This window comes from Acetobacter sp., from assembly GCF_022483985.1.
Lineage (GTDB): Bacteria > Pseudomonadota > Alphaproteobacteria > Acetobacterales > Acetobacteraceae > Acetobacter.
The window spans coordinates 41,490-61,139 of the sequence record NZ_JAKVME010000003.1; the positions used below are offsets into that span (position 1 = coordinate 41,490).

Here is a 19,650-nt window from a genome sequence, read left to right on the forward strand (position 1 = left end):
GCTCCTCAGGCTTTCTCAACATTGACAAGGAAGGCCTTGAATTCCGGCGTCTGGGAATTTGCATCGCCTATGGCGGGCGTGAGGGTGTTGGCAAGGAAGCCCTTGCGTGTCGCTCCCCTGAAACCCCAGTGGCAGGGAATACCGACCTGATCGAGATCGTTTCCCATCACATTGAGGCGCTTGAGCCGCTTGGTGACCACAGCCTTTGCCTCAATGTAACCGCGCTTTGAAGACACGCGCACCTTGTCGCCCGCGACGACTCCCAGTTTGCCGGCAAGCCGTTCGCCAATCTCCACGAACTGCTCCGGCTGCATGATGGCATTCAGATGCGAATGCTTCGTCCAGTGACGGAAAAGTTCCGTGATGGAGTAGGTCGTGGCCACATAGGGGAACTGATCCGGACTGCCCATACGGGACATCTCATCGGCAAACATGCGGGCAACAGGATTGTGCCGGACGACCTTGCCAAGCGCAGGCCCCGTGACAGGACTTTCGGTGGGTTCGTAATGTTCCGGGAACGGGCCATCAGCCATGGACCGGCCGGCAAACAGGCGCGACACGCCTTCACTCTGCATAATGAACGGCCCGACGCCACTGCCGGGAGGGGAGGTGAGCGGATAGTCAGGCACATCCGCTCCGCCCCAGCGCTTTCCGTCCCATGAGATGATCTGGCGGCGCGGGTCCCACGGACGCCCCTGCGGATCCAGCGATGCGCGGTTATACAGCAGCCGTCGGTTGGCGGGCCATGCCCATGCCCAGCCCGGCGTGTTGCCAAGACCGGTATCGGTGTTATCGCGGCGCGCCATCTGGTTTCCGGCCTGCGTCCAGGAACCGGCAAAGATCCAGCAGTAACTGCTGGTCGTCCCATCATCTTTCATGACAGAAAAGTCGGGCAGCAGCTCACCCTTACGCACCACGACCTGACCTGAGGCGTCCTGAATGTCCGCAAGGGCGTATCCATTGGATTCCTGCGCCACTTCTTCCGGGGTCGGCTCTTCCGGATCGTGGTAATTCCACTGCATGTTCAGCACGGGTTCGGGGCAGGTTCCGCCTTCCCTCGTGTACAAATCCCGCATCTTTGTATAGATGGTGCCGAGAATACGCCCGTCGCTCCAGGCATCGCCCGGCGGTTTTGCACCCGAAAAATGCCACTGAAGCCAGCGGGCCGAGTTGACGATTGAACCGTTTTCTTCAGCAAAGCAGGTGGATGGCAACCGGAAGACCTCGGTCTGGATCTCTTCCGGCTTTGCGTCGTTGTAGACGCCCTCATTGCGCCAGAAGTTGGAGGTTTCCGTATCCAGCGGGTCGATCGTGACGAGGAATTTCAGTTTCGAGAGCGCTTCGCGCATCCGGTTCTTGTCGGGCATCGCGGCAAGCGGATTGAAGCCCTGCGCGATGTAGCCGTTAACCTTTCCCTGATGCATCAGTTCGAAGTAGGCCAGCATGTCATAGCTGCGATCCCATTTCGGCAGCCAGTCATAGCCCCAGCTGTTGTCCGCGGATGCATGATCGCCCCAGAGGGTTTTCATCAGGCTGACGAAGAATTTGGGTGTGTTGTGCCAGTAATTGACCTCGTTCGGCTCATCGCTCTTCGGTGTCGTGGCCTCCAGATACGTCTCGATTGTCTGCTGACTGTCTTTCGGAAGGTTCATATAGCCCGGCAGACGTGTGGAGAGCAGGCCGAGATCCGTGTAGCCCTGAATGTTCGAATGCCCGCGCAGAGCATTCAGACCGCCGCCAGGCATCCCGACATTGCCGAGAAGCATCTGAATCATGGCTGCCGTGCGGATAACCTGCGCGCCGTTTGTATGATGCGTCCAGCCAAGGGCGAACAACATGGTTGCCGTGCGATCAGGGACACTGGTGGAGGCGAGTTCCTCACAGACATGCAGGAAATCCTTTTCGGACGTGCCTGTGATCTGCGAGACGAGTTCGGGCGTGTAGCGACTGACGTGCTGCCGGAGAAGATTGAGGACACAGCGCGGATTCTGGAGCGTGGGATCTTTTCTGGCAAACCCCTGTTCGTCGCGCTCATAGTCCCACGACCCCATGTCGTAGCTGCGCTTCGCCGCGTCATAACCGGTGAAGATGCCGTCATGGAACTCGAAGTCTTCCCGAACGATCAGCGCCGCATTCGTATAGGCGATCACATACTCATGCTGAATCTTGTCCTGACTCAGGAGATATCGGATCACGCCCAGCAGGAAGGCCGCATCGGACCCTGCCCGGATCGGCGCATAGAAATCCGCAACGGCGGCGCTGCGATTGAAGCGGGGATCAACCACCATCACCCTGGCGGCGTTACGGATTTTGGCTTCCATAACCCATTTGAAACCAACCGGATGGGCTTCAGCCGGGTTGCCGCCCATGATCAGAACGACATTGGCGTTCTTGATATCCACCCAGTTGTTGGTCATCGCGCCACGCCCGAAACTCGGAGCAAGAGCTGAGACCGTCGGAGCGTGACAGAGACGGGCCTGACAATCCAGACCCAGCATTCCAAGGGAGCGGGCAAACTTGAAATCCAGCAGACCGGTCTCATTGCTGGCTGCGGAAGACGCCAGCATACCAGAACTGAGCCAGCGATTGACCAGTTCGCCTTTCTCGTTGCGCTGGATAAAGTTTTTGTCGCGGTCATCCTTCAGCAGGCGGGCAATCCTGCTGGTCGCCTCATCCCAGCTTATCCGCTTCCATTCATTGCTGCCCGGCGCGCGATAGGTCGGATATTGCAGGCGGCTCTCGCTGTGGATGAAATCAACCAGCCCCGCACCCTTCGGACACAGCGAACCACGGCTCACAGGATGGTCCGGATCGCCTTCAATATGGAAGATGCTGGGTTTCGCGTTCTTTGCGCCGTCACCAAGCGAATACATCAGGATTCCGCAACCGACCGAGCAGTAGGTGCAGTTGTTGCGTGTCTCTTTCGCCCGCAGGAGCTTGTACTGTCGCGTCTCCTGCGCATGGGCCAGAGGCGGCGTAAACCCAAGAGCGACAGCGCTGGCACCGGCGATGCAAGCGCCGGTGTTTTTCAAAAAGTCTCTACGCCCAAGGGTCGTCATAAGGGATATCCTGCTACCCTGATCAATAAGTCGGATAGCATATATCTGAAATTTATTGAGATTGTCTTTGATACGGATCATAAAAAAGTGATTTTTATTCAGAACAACAGGAAAACACGCTTCTTTTATCTATATTTCTCTGTATATAGTTGTGCTGCCGGACCGGAACCGGCCAACATAACCACAACTTCTCAAACCGGCTATTTTCCTCATATTCAGAGAACCGACGGACACATCAACACGTTGGCCGGAAATTTCAGTGTCGTTCAGAGGTCAGAGGTTGCAACGGTGACGACGTTCGCAGCCGAAACAGTCATATCCATCACCGTTATCGTGCTGTCCGTGCGAGGTCGAATGCCTCAATAAGCATCTGTTCCGTAACATCGCCCACGCACCGACGGTCATCGCGGACTGGCGGGCCGACTACAACGCCGTCAGGCCCCACACCAGTCTCAATGGCATGACCTCAGATGCTTTCGCTCAACACGCCGACAAGGCATTCGCCAGCTACCGCTGCCCGGATCACAGTCAGACTGACAGAAAGCGCGTCAACTGATCGATATCCGCGTCTGCTCGTGTCGTTTCATGCACGATACGACCGCCTTCAATCACGATGATCCGATCCGCGACATCCAGTGCGAAACTAAGCACCTGTTCCGACACCATGATCCCAAGCCCACTTTCATCGCGAATTCTGCGGAGTGTTCTGGCCATATCCCGGATGATCGAAGGCTGAATTCCCTCGGTTGGTTCGTCGAGCAGCAACAGTTTCGGCTCTGTCGCCAAGGCTCGGGCAATGGCAAGCTGCTGCTGCTGGCCACCGGACAGGTTGCCTCCTCTCCGTGTCCCCATTTCCTTCAATACCGGAAACAACGCATACAGCCTTTCGGGAATGCTCGATTTTCCACGCACGAATAATCCGGTTTCGATATTTTCTTTCACGGTCATCGCCGGAAAAATCATCCGTCCCTGTGGCACATAAGCCAAACCGGCCTTTACGCGCTCACAAGCCGCCAGCGAAGCCAGTTCCGTCCCTTCCAAGCGGATTGTTCCTGACCGGATGCCCATATTGCCAATCAGGGACTTCATGAGCGTGCTTTTACCCATCCCGTTTCGTCCCATCAGGACCAGTATCTCGCCCTGAGCGATCCGCAGATTGATGCCATGCAGGACTTCGCTGGCTCCATAAGCGACGTGAAGGTCGCCTACATCCAGCAACGTGCCCATAACCGGAGCCGGGGCCATGCCGCTTTCAATGCCCAAGATACACCTCCACAACTTTAGGATCATTTTTCACATGCTCCATGGAGCCGTCTGATATGATGCGTCCCTGGTGCAGAACCGTGACCTGATGGGCAATTTTCTCGACAAAACCCATATCGTGCTCAATGACCAGAACCGAACGTGACTGGATGATACGTTGCAGCAGTTCCGCTGTGCGTACACGTTCGCTGATTGTCATGCCTGCAACCGGTTCATCGAGCATCAACAGCGCCGGATCCTGTATCAGCAGCATACCGATTTCCAGCCACTGTTTCTGGCCATGACTCAACCCGCTGGCCTGCTGATCCAGTTTGTCATCCAGATAGATCATCGCAGCAATGTCGTTGATCCGTTCGAGCATGGCCCGGTCCTGCCGGAAAAACAGAGCTTCGAAGACTCCTCGACCGCGGGGATAGGATATCTCCAGATTTTCAAACACCGTCAGATCCTCATAGACGGAAGGCGTCTGAAACTTCCGCCCTACGCCTGAGCGCACGATGTCGTATTCCTTCATCCGTGTCAGTTCGCGTCCAGCGAAACGGATGGACCCGGATGTGGCTGCCGTGCGACCACAGATCAGATCCAGAACCGTCGTCTTGCCCGCGCCGTTCGGCCCGATGATGACGCGGATCTCGCCGCGATTGATACGGAATGACAAATCATCAACAGCCTTGAAGCCATCGAAAGAAACGCTCAGTCCTTCAACTTCCAGAAGGGGTTCGTTCGTTGTTGTCATGCTGGTCTCTCCCTACGCCTTTTCATCGGTGGTGCTGGAGATCCTGCTGCCCAGCACGCTCAGAAAGCGGTCCACATATCGGTCGAGGTGAGTCCGGTAGAGGCTGGCAAGACCACCGGGAAGAAACAGCACGATTCCGATGAACAGTCCCCCCATCGCGAAGGTCCAGAGTTCGGGGAGCGATTCTGAAAAACTCGTTCGTGCCCAGTTGACGATCAATGTGCCGTACACCGCTCCGAACAGGGAGTTCCGTCCGCCGACCGCACAGTAAATGACCATTTCGATGGACGGCACGATCCCGACGAAGGTCGGCGACATGAATCCGACTTCCAGCGTGAACAGGGCGCCACCGATACCGGCCATGGCCGCGCAGAACGCAAAGATGAAAATCTTGAAGTTCGCCACATTGTATCCGGAAAACCGGACCCGGTCTTCCTGATCCCGTATCGCGCGCAGGATACGGCCCAGCTTACTGCGCCGCACGAAACGGACCATCAGCATGCAGACCAGCAGCAGAACCGCGCCGACGTAATAAAGGACCAGTTTCGCGTGGTCACTCTGGATATCCCAACCATCCAGAGTTCGCAGATCGGTAATGCCGTTGACGCCACCGGTATAGCCCTGCTGTCCGATGATAAGGATGGTCAGGATCGACGCGATAGCCTGTGTGATGATTGCAAAATAAGTGCCACCCACACGGCGGCGAAACATGGCGATGCCAATGACCATGGCCAGAAGCGTCGGAACTGCCAGCACGGCCAGAAATGTGAAGGACAGGCTGTGGAATGGTTTCCAGAACCACGGCAAGGCTGTGATCTGGTTCCAGTCCATGAAATCGGGAATCCCCGGAGTGGACTGACTCTTGGTCGCTTCTGGTGTCGAGGCCTGGAGTTTCAGGAACATCGCCATGCAATACCCGCCAAGGCCAAAGAATATTCCCTGCCCCAGACTGAGGATTCCCGTGTCGCCCCAGCAGGCGACCAGCCCGATGGCCACGAAGGCATAGGTCAGATATTTTCCGACCAGCGTCAGGCGAAACGCATCCAGCCCCGCGGGCAGCACGACCAGAAGAACCACGGCGAGGATACTGAAGAACAGGATATCCTTGCGGTTCTGAAGGGAAAGCATGTCTTTCTCCCGAAATATGGAAATTTTGGCCTGAATGCCCTTCGGCATCTTCAACGCCTGACCTTGATGGCAAACAGACCCTGCGGACGGATCATCAGTATTCCCACGACCGTCAGCAGAACGACCACCTGCGCCATTGAGCCGTTGAAGAAGAATTCAAGGATTGAACGCACCTGCGAAATGCTGAAAGCCGAGGCTATCGTGCCACCCAGACTCTCCGTCCCACCGAAAGCGACTACCAGAAACGTATCCACGATATACTGCTGTCCCGCCGTCGGGCTGGTGGAGCCGATCATGGTAAAAGCTGCACCGGCGACGCCAGCCACACCGCAACCAAGCCCGAATGTTGTGCGATCGACCCGCTCGGTATCGATGCCAACCGCACCGGCCATGGTCCGGTTCTGCATCACCGCCCGCACCTGCTTGCCCCAGCCGGAACGGTAGAGAAGCGCGTAGACACCGCCGGTAATCAGCAACGTCAGAGTGATGACGATCATCCCGTTGATCGGAATCTGGATGGTCTCGGTCAGGTCCCATGACCCCATCATCCACGAGGGCAGCGTCACGCCGACCTCGCGTGCGCCGAACGTCGAACGCAGAACCTGTTGCAGGATCATGCTGACGCCCCAGGTTGCAAGCAGCGTGTCGAGCGGCCTCTTGTAGAGAAAACGTATCAGTGACCATTCCAGCAACATCCCGATTCCACCAGCAACGATGAAGGCCAGAATCACGGCGAAGAAGAAGTAAAGGCCGAACAGACCGGGCAACCATCGCTCGAATATCTGCGAGCAGACATAGGTCGTATAAGCGCCCAGAATCATGAATTCGCCATGCGCCATGTTGATGACGCCCATCTGGCCGAACACGATCGCCAGTCCCAATGCCATCAGGAGAAAAACCGAAAACAGAATCAGTCCGGCGAAACTCTGCATGACGAAGATCGACGCCAGATCGTTGATCGAATATCCCGCGAACATCGAGATCCTCCTGATGAAGGACACATGGCCGCGACACAGGCAGACACTGCCTGAACGCGACCTATGACATGAAAAATATTTCTGTAATAAGGGTTTTTACTGATACCCGACCGGGAAAGGATTGGGCTCGATCAGATCGGGCGTCTGATAGATGACATTGAACTGTCCGTCCGTCCGGGCCTGCCCAACCAATGTGCGGCTCCACAAATGATGGTTTTTGGCAATGCGGACATACCCTTCAGGCGCATCCTTGAATTCGATCCCCGGTGATGCGTCGATAACCTTGTCGATATCGAAAGAGCCAGCTTTTTCGACGCTCATTTTCCAAAGCCACGGCCCCAGATAGGCGGCCTGAGTCACGTCGCCGATTACGCTGTTCTCTCCCCACATTTTCTTGAAGGCCGCGACGAATTTCTGGTTTTCCGGAGTCGCGATACTCTGGAAATATTTCATGCAGGCGTAAGCACCGGCGATATTTTCACCACCGATACCAAGAATTTCGTCCTCCGTGACCGAAATGGTCATCAGATTATGTTTCGACAGATCCAGTCCAGCGGCTTTCAGCTGCTTGTAGAAGGCGACATTCGAACCGCCAACAATGATCGCGTAGATCACGTCGGGCTTCATGAGCTTGATCTTGTTGATGACTGAATTGAACTGCGCATCGCCAAGAGGGAAATACTCCTCTCCCACAACACGTGATCCCTTCAGATGATTTTCAATATGCTTGCGTGCGATCTTGTTCGCGGTGCGCGGCCAGATGTAGTCCGACCCAAGCAGATAATACGTCTTGGCGTTCTTTTCCTTGGAAATCCAGTCCAGACCTGCCAGAATCTGCTGCGTCGCTTCCTGACCGGTGTAGATCACGTTGCGGGACTGCTCCAGTCCTTCGTAAAAAGTCGGATAGTAAAGCAGCCCGTTGTAATGCTCGAAAACCGGCAGTACCGCTTTGCGCGAGGCAGAAGTCCAGCAGCCGAATACTGAGGCGCATTTATCGTTTTCCAGCAATTTGCGCGCCTTCTCGGCGAAGGTCGGCCAGTCGCTTGCGCCATCTTCCTGAATAAATTTGATCTTGCGTCCCAGAACGCCGCCCGCCTCGTTGATCTGCGCGATCGCAAGCTTCTCGGCTTCAACCGACCCTGTTTCACTCAACGCCATCGTACCGGTGATGGAATGCAGAATACCGACAGTCACACTGTCGTCGGTGACGGCCAGACCGCTCTTGTTGATCAGCGCCGTGGCCGGGGTATCCGCTCTGGCCAGACGCGGCATCAGCGCACCGAGGGGGAGCGCCGACATGCCCATCAGAACCCTGCGGCGACTGGATTGCTTGTTCAACGGATTCTTTCTGTCAGGCATTATCTGTTCACCTTCGCTGCAAGTGTTCGTGCTCTTGGGACGACCAGACAAGAATTCAGGATCGGGTAGCGCATTTTCCATACGTCGATTGACGTACCAGGACGGAAGCAAAAGACGCTTCTTTGTTCTGGTTTCGATATGTAGAGTGATGCCAACCGGATGCCTGTCCTGTTCGGCCGTACGGAAAGGCGCATGTTTCCACATCAACGGATCATTATGTCGCGTCGCAGCTACAACCGCTGGGTCGCGGACGAGACGATGGAAGACTACGCCTTGCGTTTCACGCCGGGTTCGGCCCGGCGCTGGTCATTACCGGGCGTCGCCAACACTGCTTTTGGAGGCGTGTCATTTCTGGCGCTGGAAATGATCGGCGGTCTGGTGTTTCTGCAATACGGCTTCACCAACGCAACGTTGGCGCTGCTGATCGGCGTGGTGCTGATTTTCCTGCTCAGTCTCCCCATCAGCTATCATTCGTCGCGCTGCGGTATTGATATCGATCTGCTCACGCGCGGAGCGGGCTTCGGCTATATCGGATCGACACTGACCTCGCTGGTCTACGCATCGTTCACCTTCATGTTCTTCGCCATCGAAGGCGCGATCCTGTCCGATATCCTGAAACTGAGTCTCGGAATTCCGCTCTGGCTGGGATACATCCTGTCCACACTGGTCGTCATACCCATCGTTGCACGCGGCTTCACGCTCATCAGCCGGTTTCAGGCATGGACAGTCATACCGTGGCTGGCGCTTCAGCTTTTGCCCTTCGTGGTTATCGCGTGGCGACAGCCTGATGCAGCGGCTGGGTGGTCGCATTATGCGGGACAGAATCCGTCCATGCCCCGGCTGATGGGAATAGGGGCTGCTTTTTCCATCATCTTTTCTGTTGTCACCCAGATCGGTGAGCAATCGGATTTTCTGCGCTTTCTCCCCGTCCCGCAGAATGGACGACAGAAATGGGCGTGGTGGACGGTCATTCTGACCTGTGGCGCGGGGTGGATCTTCGCGGGCGGACTGAAGATTCTGGCGGGTATGTTTCTGGCCTGGCTGACACTGCGTCACGGAGAGCCCTCCGCCATCGCACAGCAACCGACGACAATGTATCTGATGGCGTTCAGGCAGGTAACAGCCCACCCCGGCTGGGCGCTCGCTCTGACCACTCTTTTCATTGCGTTATCCCAGATCAAGATCAACATCACCAACGCCTATGCCGGGTCGATAGCGTGGTCCAATTTCTTCTCGCGTGTCACCCACAGCCACCCCGGTCGCGTCGTGTGGCTTGCGTTCAATGTCGGACTCGCCCTGCTACTGATGGAAATGGACATCTACAGCACCATCATCAGTCTGCTGTTTCTGCATTCGACCGTTGCGGCCTCATGGATCGGTGCATTGACGTCCGATCTGGTCGTCAACAAGCCGCTGGGGCTCAGTCCGCCGGGGATCGAATTCCGTCGGGCCTATCTGTACGACATCAATCCCGTCGGTATCGGCGCCATGACCGGGGGCATCGCGGCGGCGGCGGCTCTCTACCTTGGGGTGTTCGGTCCCGCCTTCACTGTCTTCGCCCCGATGGCCGGACTGGTTTGCGCTTTCTGTCTGGCGCCGCTTATCGGTTGGGCAACGCGGGGCCGGTACTATCTGGCGCGACGTCGCTTCGTCCCGCCGGTGAACGCTAACCGTTATACCTGTGTCATCTGTCAGAACAGTTTTGAAGGCGAGGACATTGCCCGCTGTCCCGTCTATGCGGGCTTCATATGCTCGCTGTGCTGTAGTCTGGATTCACGCTGCCGTGACGCCTGCAAGCCGGATGGCGCACGTCTGAGCGGCCAGATCGCATCTCTGGCGCGCGCACTGCTGCCGAAGGCGATCATGACACCCAACTTCGGGATCATCTGCCGCTATCTGGCCATTCTGTTCGCGCTGATGGTCTGTGCCGGCGGCGTTCTCTTCGGACTGTATGCTGCGATCGTGCCATTCGCCGCTGTTCAGTCATCCGGACTATACGCGGTTTTCTGGAAGACGTTCTTTCTGCTGCTGCTGCCACAGGCAGTGCTGGCATGGTTCGTGGTCCTGAACCAGCGAAGCTATCGTACGGCTGAAGACGAAAACCGTTACCAGACCAGACTGCTGATGAAAGAAATACGGGCTCACCGTCGCACTGACCAGCAACTGAAAAAAGCCAAGGAGCGTGCAGAATCGGCCAACCTGTCAAAAAGCCGTTTTATGGTCGGCGTAAATCATGAAATTCGCACTCCACTCAATTCGATAATGGGATATGCCTATCTGCTGGAAAACCGGATGCTGACACCGGCACGACGTGACGAGGGGTTGAAGATCATCCAGCGCAGCGCCGAGCATCTGAGCGGCCTGATCGAGGGGCTGTTCGACATCTCCAAGATCGAAGCAGGCCGGATGGATGTGCTGCACGAAAAAATCAACCTGCGCGACTTCCTGCGGCATCTGACGGATATGCTGCGTTTTCAGGCCAATCAGAAAAACCTTGATTTTATTGAGGATATTCCAGACACGATCCCGGATTACGTCATCACCGACCAGCGTCGGCTGAGGCAGATTCTGATCAACCTGCTGTCAAACGCGATAAAATTCACCAATCAGGGATTCGTTTCATTTTCAGTCCGCTGGGGGACTGAAATTGCGACATTCGAAATCCGGGATAGCGGAATCGGTATCCCGGAGGAGGACATGGAGCGTATTCACGAACCATTCCAGCGGAGTTCTCACCCGAATTCCCATCGTATTCCCGGAACCGGTCTGGGGCTGACCATAACGCGCCTGTTAGTCCAGATTCTGGGAGGAGAGTTGACGATTTCCAGCAAGGTCGGACAGGGGACCTCCTGTCGCGTGCGCTTGATGCTGGCCAGCGCTCAGTCTGATGCAGGAACGGTGCCGCCGATCAGCCTGCTGACGGAAACGGGATCAATGGCAATGGGAAAACGTCGGCCCAGCGTCTTCGTCGTCGATGACGATCCGATTCATAGAGGCATGATCAACGATGCTCTGGAGCCGCTGGGCTTCGTGGTCTATTCTGCCTCCAATGGACAGGAATGTCTGGATATCGCGGCTCATGCTTCGATCGACCTGTTTCTGCTGGACGTCAACATGCCTGGCATGAGCGGGTGGCAACTGGCGCGCCGGTTACGTCAGGGGAGCAATCGTGCCTCCGTTATCCTGATCATTTCCGCCGACGAGCAGGTAAGGACCCAGACAAATCGCGACGGATTGTGCGATGGTATCCTGTCCAAGCCCATTTCGATCTCCGAACTACTGACTCTGATTGACCGAACGCTGGTTCCCGCTGCTTCCACTTCCGAACCTGCTGTCAAGAACACGACAAACCAGTTGCTGACACCCCCAGACCTGTCGGAACTCCGGCGACTGGCCCGGCTTGGCCATATCGCTGGTCTATTGCGCTTTCTGGATACGGTTGCAGACACCGCACCGGACGATGCACGAATTATCCGTGACATGGCGAAACATTTTCAGATCGGGGAACTGCGCTCTTTCCTCGACAACTACAAGGAGCGGGAATGACCAGCATTGTACTTGTCGTGGATGACGAACCTGTCAATCTGTCTCTCGCCACGGACATTCTGGAAGCTGGAGGCTTTACGGTCCTTGTGGCCCAGTCGGCGGACGACGGTCTGGCCATTCTGGCCGATGTTCCGGTCGATCTGGTATTGCTGGATGCCGTGATGCCGGGGAAGGATGGATTCCAGATGTGCCGCATCATGAAAACGATCCCGGATTACTGTGATATTCCAGTCATTTTCATGACCGGCCTGTCCGGACAGGATGACATTGTTCTGGCATTTGAAGCGGGCAGCGTCGATTATATCATCAAGCCCATCCAGCCAGCCGAACTGCTGGCCCGCACGCGCACACATCTGGATAATGCTAGAAAAACCAAGAATATTTTTCGGGCCATAAATTTTTCGGGCCGCCATTTCCTGGCCACTGACCGGGAAGGCGTCGTGCAGTGGTTCTCTCCGCAGGTTCCCGCCATCATTGGAAGTGGCGCAGCACATGACGCGACGCCGAAGCTGTCTGCGGACACACTGCGCTGGCTGCTGACCTGTATCAATACATCATCATCCGTCGATACCAGCTACAGGCAGCAGGACACGGAGTATGGTATCGAATTCAATTTTATGGGGCAGTCTGAATCCGATGAATTTCTGGTCCGTCTGACTGTTGTCAGGGATGGACAGGACATTACGTGCCTACAGGTCAAACTGGGACTGACGGTAAGGGAGGCTGAGGTTCTGTTCTGGGTGGCAAAAGGCAAAACCAATCGGGATATTGCTGAAATCCTGTCGATCAGCCATCGAACCGTCAATAAACATCTTGAACAGGTCTACATAAAAATCGGTGTGGAAAACAGGGCGGCCGCAACCGCCCGTGTTCTCCAGGCACTTCATGGATAGAAACTATTTGGGCATCGGTCCAAGTTTCACGCCGTCTGGATAATATTTCCAGCCATCGCGGATACGGACTTTGTCATCCCAGGGAAGTTTATATTCTCCAGCGGCAAGGTCGCGTACCCAGGTCAGATAGTTAGCCTTCTCACCACCCGGTTTGCCGACATAGGCGCGGCACCCCAGATTGAAGATATTGTTTTCCAGCGCCCAGTTTTCACGCGCCTTGTCCACCAGACGTGGGAACAGCTCGGCGGTAACGATTTCCCAGGGGTTGCGATGTCCCTGCTGGATCACGTTGCCGTCGTAATTGCAGACTGTACCTTCACCAAAATAATAAAACACATTGTCATATCCAGCAAGGTTGACGGATATGGTGTACATCAGATTTTGCCAGGCGTTGGTCCTGTTGGTCCATATCCACTGGTCGTTAACCTGCGTGGAATAGCCGGAAATGCGGATATAGACATTCGCTCCCTTATAGGCCGCTTCACGCGCCAGTTCCGGAAACATGCCGTCATGGCAGATGCATACCGCCAGACGTGATCCCTTGGGACCATCGCAGACCGGCATTCCAAAGTTTCCCGGCGACCAGGGCTCGATCGGCACCCAGGGCTGCAATTTGCGGTAATGCAGTGCGATCTCACCATCAGCGTTAATAATGATAGCTGTATTGTAGGGAGGCAGCGACGGATCTTCGTTTCGCTCCATGAGCGAGAAAACCCCCCACACATCGTTGCGCTTGCATGCTTCCTTGAAACGGGTGATTTCCGGACTTTCGACCGTCAGCAGCATTTCGTCGTAGGTCCAGATCGACGTATTCAGCCCTTGCGTCGAATATTCCGGGAACACAATGACGTCCAGATCCGGGTATCCGGCCTTCGTTGAATCGACCGCACGGCAGATCTGATCAACCTGTGTCTGGATATCTTCAGGACCTTTGATGACCGGGACCGGATATTGAATCAGCGCGACCAGAAGAGCCTCTTCCCACGCGCTCACACTCCCTGTGCTTCCCATGAACTGCTCCTTTGCAAAAACGACAGCCCTACTCGGCCAGTCAGACAGCGGATCGAAGACTTCACGCTCCCGACCCAGGAGATAATCGTCACGCGTCATGTGGATTCAGGCCCATACGTCGTTTGACGTAAAATGGTGGTTCTAAAGGCAATTCAGGGATGAGCGTTTTTCGGATGAGACTGGCGCCCAGTGCGATGAGGATGATGGCCTGTGAGATATCGAGGCGGCGATCGTAGTCGTGCATGAAACGTGGCCATCTTGTCATCCAGCCGACTGATTCGCTTCATGGCTCGACCGCTTCCGTTCCAGCATCAGTCCCACGTCTTGAATGGTCTGGAGCAGGAACCGTCGGACCAATTCCCTGAACCAGCCATAGACCGTCGCCAAGACCCGAAATGAATCGGAAGCATCCGCCAGCCGCAGCCGGATCGAATCAAATCGTGCACCGCGTTGATCGCGAAAAACTGGACATCAAAGTCTGAACACATGAAGCGGACTCTTGTCCTCGCTGATGTGAGGTTTGCGACCAGATCGGTGCATGTCTTGGCAATGATCGAACGGAGTATTGATGCTGGCGTGCCGTTCCTCTGGATAGCATCGGTCGTCTGGACTTTGGTAAGATCAATTGGTTATTATTCCGGTACCGGAATGGAAGGTTTTCGACTCCTCCCATTTTTGCAGAACATGCTGAGTTCGCATGAATAAGAAGGCGGATATGAATGAGTTTACAGAAAAAATTTCGTGGAAAGATCACGGGTAGCGATGTTCGTTTGATCAAAGTGTTCTGTACTATTGTAGAATGCGGAGGGTTTGCGGCTGCCGAACCGGTTTTGCAGATTGGATTGCCTGCGATTAGTCGTTGCGTTTCTGATTTGGAAATTCGCACTGGTGTAACTGTATGCCGAAGGGGTAAGGCTGGTTTTTCTGTTACGGAACACGGTTTACGTCTGTATGATTACTGCAAACGGCTTTTGTATGATATCGAGCGTTTTGAGCATGAAATTTCAAGCTTGAACACAGAAGTCAGCGGTACCCTGCGTTTGGCGGTAGTGGACGCTTTGATTACGGATGAAAGTTTCAGGCTGACGGCAGTCCTCAATAACTTCTGCACGCTTTATCCAGACGTTCTCCTTAATTTAACTTCAAAAACAACGGAAGAAGTTGAATCTGGCATTGTTAATAATGAATTTGATGTTGGTATTATATTTAAAAGGAGAGCTGTAGAAAAAATAGAATATAAGTTTCTTCATGGAGAAGTGAATCATCTGTATTGTTCTGTTGGTCATGAGTTGTTTAAAAATCCACCTAAAAACATCAGCGAAATAAAGCATAAAAAATACAGTTTTTGTGGTTATGATCTGAATAGGGCAACAAGACTTCCGGAAATTGTTAGAAGTTTTAAGCAAAAAGCTATTGTTCAAAACATGGAGTTAGCTGCAACGCTCATTGGAAGTGGGTGTTATCTGGGATTTCTGCCAGCGCACTATGTTGACTCACTCTGGAGAAAAGATGATTATAAAAAAATACTTCCGTCAGAAATCCAGTTCATTAATTCTATTGAGATTATTACGCTTAAGGGAAAAACTTCTTCATTGATAAAAAAATTTCTTTTTTGTATGCATGAATAGAAATGGTTTCGCTATAAAAACAGAAATTATATTTTGTTTTTATCGGGGGAATTGTAATGGGTGTCGCTCCTTAGTTTATAAAAATCTCTTTGGGAATTTATCTGTTAATGATGAATTGGCCTCGTGGAGCATATGTATGACGTTTGAAAATACCAATTTTTCGCCATTTTCCTGTTAACGTAAAAAAACCGTCTCCATACTCATTTCGGGACTCTAGGGCATGTCGTCCGTTAGCATCAGACGCTATGAGGCTTGTACTTCCATCTGATCTGTGATGTTTTCTCCCTGTTTTCAGGGAGAAAATGAATGCGACGATATGGCCTGAGTGACAGCCAGTGGGAACGGATAAAAGATCTTCTCCCGGGTCGCGAAGGTCATGTCGGTGGAACGGCTGCCGATAACCGTCTGTCCGTGGAAGCGGTTCTGTATCGTTACCGTGCCGGCATTCCCTAGCGTGACCTGCCTGTCCGTTTTGGTGACTGGAAGAACGCCGTCATCCCCAAACGGAATCGCAACAATGTATCAACGTGGTGTGTGACGGACCGATATCAGACTTAAATCGCAAATTTGGAAGATCTGGCCTCTGCTCACTCGAAACGAAGTGGTCGTTTTATGGTGGAGGCGTCAGGCATACTAAATGGTGGGCGTTCCTTAGGCTCAGGACTCATAGCCAGAACATGACGGTTGCGGCGAGGCAGATGGCTGAGAAGAAGGCGGTCGGGCATCTGTCGTAGCGTGTTGCGACCCGCCGCCAGTCCTTGAGGCGGCCGAACATGATTTCAATGCGGTTGCGTCTTTTGTATTTTCGCTTGTCGTATTTGACTGGTTTTGCGCGGGATCTTCTTCCTGGAATGCAGGGCCTGATCCCTTTTTCCTCCAGAGCATCCCGGAACCAGTCAGCATCATAACCTCGATCCGCCAGCAGCCACTGTAAGGGGACACTTAGTTCTGCACCACGGGTAGGCCGGGATTACGTGGGACGAACGGGGACGCCGTGGGATAAAATTTGGCAGGTGGCCGCGATTGAAACGCGGCGTTCAGTTTTATCCACAGAGGAAAAGCGATCTTAGAGAGGTTTTGCACCAAAATGGATTTCGGCGATTTCGGACAGTTGGTGTTGCACTTTCTGGGCTGAGCGCGGACCGCGTGTCAGGTTGCGCTCAGAGACCGCTTAGAACTTGATGAAGTTGTGTCAGACGCGAGTCTGAATTGCCTCCTCTATCGCGGATTTTAGACGTAGGGCTTGTTCCTTGTTTTTCGTCGTGAGGATTGGCTGATCGCCAGACGAGTTTTTGATCATCACTTTGTAAGTCGCTGCTTCTATCTTTGATTTACCAATCCCGGCAATAATTATTAAAATGATAAAAAAGAAATAAAACCCCAAATAAACCCTTCCGAACTACCTATCATAAACCCAAAAAACAAAGAAATTAAAAAAACAATTCCCGAAAATATGCTATCTTCTTTTTTTAACGAGACACTTCCTATGGAGGATACTGAATAACTTGTCTCTCCTATTTTTATTATATTGCTATCAACGGAGAAATTGCCTTCTGATAAAATAGGATCGCTCATTTATGCTGCCTTATGACATGGCCTGGATGCCTGCGACAAAGCGGGGTGTGCAGGAGCGCATTCAGTCTGAGGTCTGGATGAAACCTGAACAGGAAGGCCAAGGACATCGACGTGACCCGCGCCGATGTCGTCGAATTGCACCAAGGGCTGAAAGAGACACCCTATCAGGCCAACCGGGTGCTGGGCGTGCTGGCGAACATTCCCCGGATCGACGGCAATCCCTATGTGATCACCGGGAAGATGGAGGGCCAGTATCTGACCGACATCCAGAAACCCCGGCGGCGGCTTCGCACACGGGCCGGGCTGGACACGCTGCGTATCCATGATCTGCGCCATTCCTTCGCCTCGGACGCGCTCCAGCTTGGCGCGGACCTGACCATGATCGGGCGGCTGCTGGGCCATACGCAGGTACAGACCACCGCGCGGTATGCCCACCTCAAGACCGATCCCGTCCGCACCACCGCCAACAAGGTGGCGGATGCCATCGCCAGCGCGCTCGGGCACGTCGCGCTAGAAAACAGGGTCAACTAAGTTTCCACCCCAGACGATGTGCCTTTTCTATTCAAAGAGTCGGATTTTCACGTTAACGGAAGGAAAATGATCCTTACATTCCTACTTCAATCCAAGAAAAAATGACATTATCGCCACGAGCAATGGAAACACAACTCCCACTACCAGCTTTCCAAATATTCCATCCCAAAATCCTGTCGCGATTTTTTCAACCGCTTCATTCGTATGATTTATTTGATTAATCGTAACACTTCCATCAGATTGAATATTTCCGATAGATTGATTATTACCATTTGACCCAATCAATTTCTGAAGATCCAAAAAAGAGGCTGCTTCAGATATTAACCTAAAATCTCGTTGTGCTCTGTCCGTAAACCAAGCACCTGCAAGAAAAAGACTCAACGCGACCATTATGGTGATATTGTAGAATATCTTAAATACTTCATTTGAGGGGTCTGAAGTTATGTGCCAAAATGCTCTAACTACTATATATCTATCATAAAAATCCCGAACAATATCGGATTTCAAGGGGAAATTTGAAATATAAGATATTTTTAATACCTCTTCTATTAACAAAATTATAGCCATAAAACCACATAACCCCCCAAATACATATGAGGCCATCGCCCTATTACGCGCTTTTTTCAACATCAGAGACGGATCTTTCCACAATTAATCCAATAAATTGGCAAATTTTTATTTTTTATGTCGAGACGATTTCTTCATTGAAGAGTCTTTCTACCGTCTCCACAAACAAGAGATTATATCCACATCTCTATCGACAAAGAAGGGGAAGGAAGGCCCTTCGCCTCCCTTCCCCCAAAGGCCGCCTACAGAGCGGCAGGGCCGCGCGACGGCGCAGGTCTTCGCCCCGCTGGCGCGCAACCCGGCCACTCCCGCCGTCATTTGTCCCCAATTCTCCCGCGCGGTCACCCGCCTCCGGGAAGCACTCAGGGGTGCTTCCCCCGGCGATGATACCGGCAAAGGAGTCGGGGATATGACCGACAATATGAATGGGGCCTTCCGTAATGTGATCCTTCACGGCGACAGCGTTGCCCTCATGCGGGCGATGCCGCGCGAGAGCGTGGATTTCATCCTCACCGACGCGCCTTATTCTTGTGAACTACCGGGGCCGGGACGGGCGGACGGTGCGCAATGACGACAACACCGCATGGCTTCGCCCGGCGTTCAACCAGATGCACAGAGTCTTGAAGGACCGCGGGTTCGCCCTCTCGTTCTATGCGTGGAACCGGGTTGACCTGTTCATGGCGGCCTGGAAGGCGGCGGGGTTTCGGCCCATGGGGCATATCATCTTTCGCAAGTCCTATGCGTCATCCGCCCGGTTCGTCCGCTACACCCATGAGGCGGCTTACCTACTGGCCAAGGGTGACGCGAAGCTGCCCCGCCAGTCCATCCCGGACGTGATCGACATGCCCTATAGTGGCAGCAGGATGCACCCGACACAGAAGCCCGTCGCGGCGCTATTGCCCCTGGTTCATGCCTTCTGCCCGGCTGGCGGCCTGGTTCTGGACCCGTTCTGCGGTTCCGGTTCGTCCCTGGTCGCGGCGCAGCATCTTGGCCGCGACTGGCTGGCATGGAACTGGACGCAACCCACGCCGCCACGGCATCTCGGCGGCTGGCCTATTGGGGCGAGAGACGGGCGGCGGCATAAGTCGCCCCCTCCCTCTTTCCGGCCTGTCACCTACTACGAAGTAGTCGCGCGCTGATCCTTACGGATTGGAAGAAAAAACAAGACCGCATTAATCACCGTTCCACTTGAAGCGCGCTCTGAATAATCGCGACCAACCTTCGCGTAATACGGTCTCGTTTTCCTTGCGGAGTCACCATGATCACCCCCCTCTTTCGTCCACAATTCGCACCGCAGATTCAATGTGTGATTGATCGCCTTTATTCCGAGACACTCTCGCAAGATCCAGCGATACGCCAATTGGCGCAAGCCAAAGG

General features: G+C 54.0%; 14 protein-coding genes and 5 pseudogenes. 7 read left to right on the plus strand and 12 right to left on the minus strand.

The window, feature by feature from the left end; translation table 11 throughout:
* Nucleotides 1–5: 5 nt before the first annotated feature.
* Nucleotides 6–3,059: a formate dehydrogenase-N subunit alpha gene (gene fdnG, locus LKE90_RS14395; RefSeq protein ID WP_291494236.1), complete on the minus strand. Its 3,054-nt coding sequence runs from the start codon at nt 3,057–3,059 to the stop codon at nt 6–8.
* A gap of 352 nt (nt 3,060–3,411) precedes the next feature.
* Here fdnG and LKE90_RS14400 point away from each other — a divergent pair.
* Nucleotides 3,412–3,615: pseudogene (locus LKE90_RS14400) on the plus strand (integrase core domain-containing protein); the annotation flags it as partial.
* Here LKE90_RS14400 and urtE read toward each other — a convergent pair.
* The 5 genes from urtE to urtA form a co-directional block, all read right to left on the minus strand.
* Complete coding sequence (urtE, locus tag LKE90_RS14405) at nt 3,588–4,304, minus strand: urea ABC transporter ATP-binding subunit UrtE (RefSeq protein WP_291494289.1); 717 nt, start codon at nt 4,302–4,304, stop codon at nt 3,588–3,590. The pseudogene LKE90_RS14400 and the gene urtE sit on opposite strands and share 28 nt — an antisense overlap.
* Nucleotides 4,305–4,311: 7 nt before the next feature.
* Nucleotides 4,312–5,058, minus strand: a complete 747-nt coding sequence (gene urtD / locus LKE90_RS14410) for an urea ABC transporter ATP-binding protein UrtD (RefSeq protein ID WP_291494238.1) — start codon at nt 5,056–5,058, stop codon at nt 4,312–4,314.
* A gap of 12 nt (nt 5,059–5,070) precedes the next feature.
* Nucleotides 5,071–6,186 (minus strand): urea ABC transporter permease subunit UrtC, encoded by a 1,116-nt coding sequence (gene urtC, locus LKE90_RS14415; protein WP_291494240.1) that lies wholly within the window; start codon nt 6,184–6,186, stop codon nt 5,071–5,073.
* Between the two features lie 50 nt (nt 6,187–6,236).
* The gene (gene urtB, locus LKE90_RS14420) at nt 6,237–7,163 is read right to left on the minus strand and encodes an urea ABC transporter permease subunit UrtB (RefSeq protein WP_291494242.1); all 927 of its coding nucleotides are present in this window, start codon (nt 7,161–7,163) and stop codon (nt 6,237–6,239) included.
* 96 nt (nt 7,164–7,259) lie between these two features.
* Complete coding sequence (urtA, locus tag LKE90_RS14425; protein WP_291494244.1) at nt 7,260–8,522, minus strand: urea ABC transporter substrate-binding protein; 1,263 nt, start codon at nt 8,520–8,522, stop codon at nt 7,260–7,262.
* A 192-nt stretch (nt 8,523–8,714) separates the two neighbouring features.
* Between urtA and LKE90_RS14430 the strand changes: the two genes are divergently transcribed.
* On the plus strand, nt 8,715–12,068 hold the full coding sequence (locus LKE90_RS14430) for a hybrid sensor histidine kinase/response regulator (RefSeq protein ID WP_291494246.1): 3,354 nt from the start codon (nt 8,715–8,717) through the stop codon (nt 12,066–12,068).
* Nucleotides 12,065–12,961 (plus strand): response regulator transcription factor, encoded by an 897-nt coding sequence (locus LKE90_RS14435; RefSeq protein WP_291494247.1) that lies wholly within the window; start codon nt 12,065–12,067, stop codon nt 12,959–12,961. Before LKE90_RS14430 ends, LKE90_RS14435 begins: the two co-directional genes overlap by 4 nt.
* A gap of 3 nt (nt 12,962–12,964) precedes the next feature.
* Here the strand turns inward: LKE90_RS14435 and LKE90_RS14440 are convergent, their stop codons facing one another.
* The 3 genes and pseudogenes from LKE90_RS14440 to LKE90_RS16590 all read right to left on the minus strand — a co-directional run.
* A complete protein-coding gene (locus LKE90_RS14440; protein ID WP_291494291.1) occupies nt 12,965–13,972 on the minus strand; it encodes a formamidase in 1,008 nt (335 codons plus the stop codon).
* An 88-nt stretch (nt 13,973–14,060) separates the two neighbouring features.
* Nucleotides 14,061–14,216 carry a hypothetical protein gene (locus LKE90_RS16585; RefSeq protein WP_407066102.1) on the minus strand — a complete coding sequence of 52 codons (156 nt, stop codon included), beginning with the start codon at nt 14,214–14,216 and terminating at the stop codon, nt 14,061–14,063.
* Nucleotides 14,217–14,236: 20 nt separating this feature from the next.
* Nucleotides 14,237–14,427: pseudogene (locus tag LKE90_RS16590) on the minus strand (transposase); the annotation flags it as partial.
* 264 nt (nt 14,428–14,691) lie between these two features.
* Here LKE90_RS16590 and LKE90_RS14450 point away from each other — a divergent pair.
* Nucleotides 14,692–15,600, plus strand: coding sequence for a LysR family transcriptional regulator (locus LKE90_RS14450; RefSeq protein WP_291494249.1), 909 nt, complete (start codon nt 14,692–14,694; stop codon nt 15,598–15,600).
* A gap of 306 nt (nt 15,601–15,906) precedes the next feature.
* Nucleotides 15,907–16,050 (plus strand): annotated as a pseudogene (locus LKE90_RS14455) (transposase); the annotation flags it as partial.
* 214 nt (nt 16,051–16,264) lie between these two features.
* Here LKE90_RS14455 and LKE90_RS14460 read toward each other — a convergent pair.
* Together LKE90_RS14460 and LKE90_RS14465 are read right to left on the minus strand one after the other, a co-directional pair.
* Nucleotides 16,265–16,528 (minus strand): annotated as a pseudogene (locus tag LKE90_RS14460) (transposase); the annotation flags it as partial.
* Between the two features lie 425 nt (nt 16,529–16,953).
* On the minus strand, nt 16,954–17,175 hold the full coding sequence (locus LKE90_RS14465; protein WP_291494251.1) for a hypothetical protein: 222 nt from the start codon (nt 17,173–17,175) through the stop codon (nt 16,954–16,956).
* A 111-nt stretch (nt 17,176–17,286) separates the two neighbouring features.
* Here LKE90_RS14465 and LKE90_RS14470 point away from each other — a divergent pair, with 111 nt between their 5' ends.
* A complete protein-coding gene (locus LKE90_RS14470) occupies nt 17,287–17,706 on the plus strand; it encodes a tyrosine-type recombinase/integrase (RefSeq protein WP_366509560.1) in 420 nt (139 codons plus the stop codon).
* Between the two features lie 81 nt (nt 17,707–17,787).
* On the opposite strand, the gene LKE90_RS14475 is transcribed toward LKE90_RS14470, so the two are convergent.
* Nucleotides 17,788–18,336 (minus strand): hypothetical protein, encoded by a 549-nt coding sequence (locus tag LKE90_RS14475; RefSeq protein ID WP_291494253.1) that lies wholly within the window; start codon nt 18,334–18,336, stop codon nt 17,788–17,790.
* A gap of 346 nt (nt 18,337–18,682) precedes the next feature.
* On the opposite strand from LKE90_RS14475, the pseudogene LKE90_RS14485 reads away from it, so the two are divergent.
* Nucleotides 18,683–19,357 (plus strand): annotated as a pseudogene (locus LKE90_RS14485) (DNA methyltransferase).
* The last annotated feature ends 293 nt before the right edge of the window (nt 19,358–19,650 follow it).

What these genes read in the sequence shown, in the direction of transcription:
- LKE90_RS14475 (WP_291494253.1), bottom strand. Translation starts at nt 18,336, where the DNA reads ATGTTGAAAAAAGCGCGTAATAGGGCGATGGCCTCATATGTATTTGGG.
- urtB (WP_291494242.1), bottom strand. Translation starts at nt 7,163, where the DNA reads ATGTTCGCGGGATATTCGATCAACGATCTGGCGTCGATCTTCGTCATG.
- LKE90_RS14435 (WP_291494247.1), top strand. Translation starts at nt 12,065, where the DNA reads ATGACCAGCATTGTACTTGTCGTGGATGACGAACCTGTCAATCTGTCT.
- LKE90_RS14430 (WP_291494246.1), top strand. Translation starts at nt 8,715, where the DNA reads ATGTTTCCACATCAACGGATCATTATGTCGCGTCGCAGCTACAACCGC.
- urtA (WP_291494244.1), bottom strand. Translation starts at nt 8,522, where the DNA reads ATGCCTGACAGAAAGAATCCGTTGAACAAGCAATCCAGTCGCCGCAGG.
- urtE (WP_291494289.1), bottom strand. Translation starts at nt 4,304, where the DNA reads ATGGCCCCGGCTCCGGTTATGGGCACGTTGCTGGATGTAGGCGACCTT.
- LKE90_RS14465 (WP_291494251.1), bottom strand. Translation starts at nt 17,175, where the DNA reads ATGAGCGATCCTATTTTATCAGAAGGCAATTTCTCCGTTGATAGCAAT.
- LKE90_RS16585 (WP_407066102.1), bottom strand. Translation starts at nt 14,216, where the DNA reads ATGCACGACTACGATCGCCGCCTCGATATCTCACAGGCCATCATCCTC.
- fdnG (WP_291494236.1), bottom strand. Translation starts at nt 3,059, where the DNA reads ATGACGACCCTTGGGCGTAGAGACTTTTTGAAAAACACCGGCGCTTGC.
- LKE90_RS14440 (WP_291494291.1), bottom strand. Translation starts at nt 13,972, where the DNA reads ATGGGAAGCACAGGGAGTGTGAGCGCGTGGGAAGAGGCTCTTCTGGTC.
- urtC (WP_291494240.1), bottom strand. Translation starts at nt 6,186, where the DNA reads ATGCTTTCCCTTCAGAACCGCAAGGATATCCTGTTCTTCAGTATCCTC.
- LKE90_RS14450 (WP_291494249.1), top strand. Translation starts at nt 14,692, where the DNA reads ATGAGTTTACAGAAAAAATTTCGTGGAAAGATCACGGGTAGCGATGTT.
- urtD (WP_291494238.1), bottom strand. Translation starts at nt 5,058, where the DNA reads ATGACAACAACGAACGAACCCCTTCTGGAAGTTGAAGGACTGAGCGTT.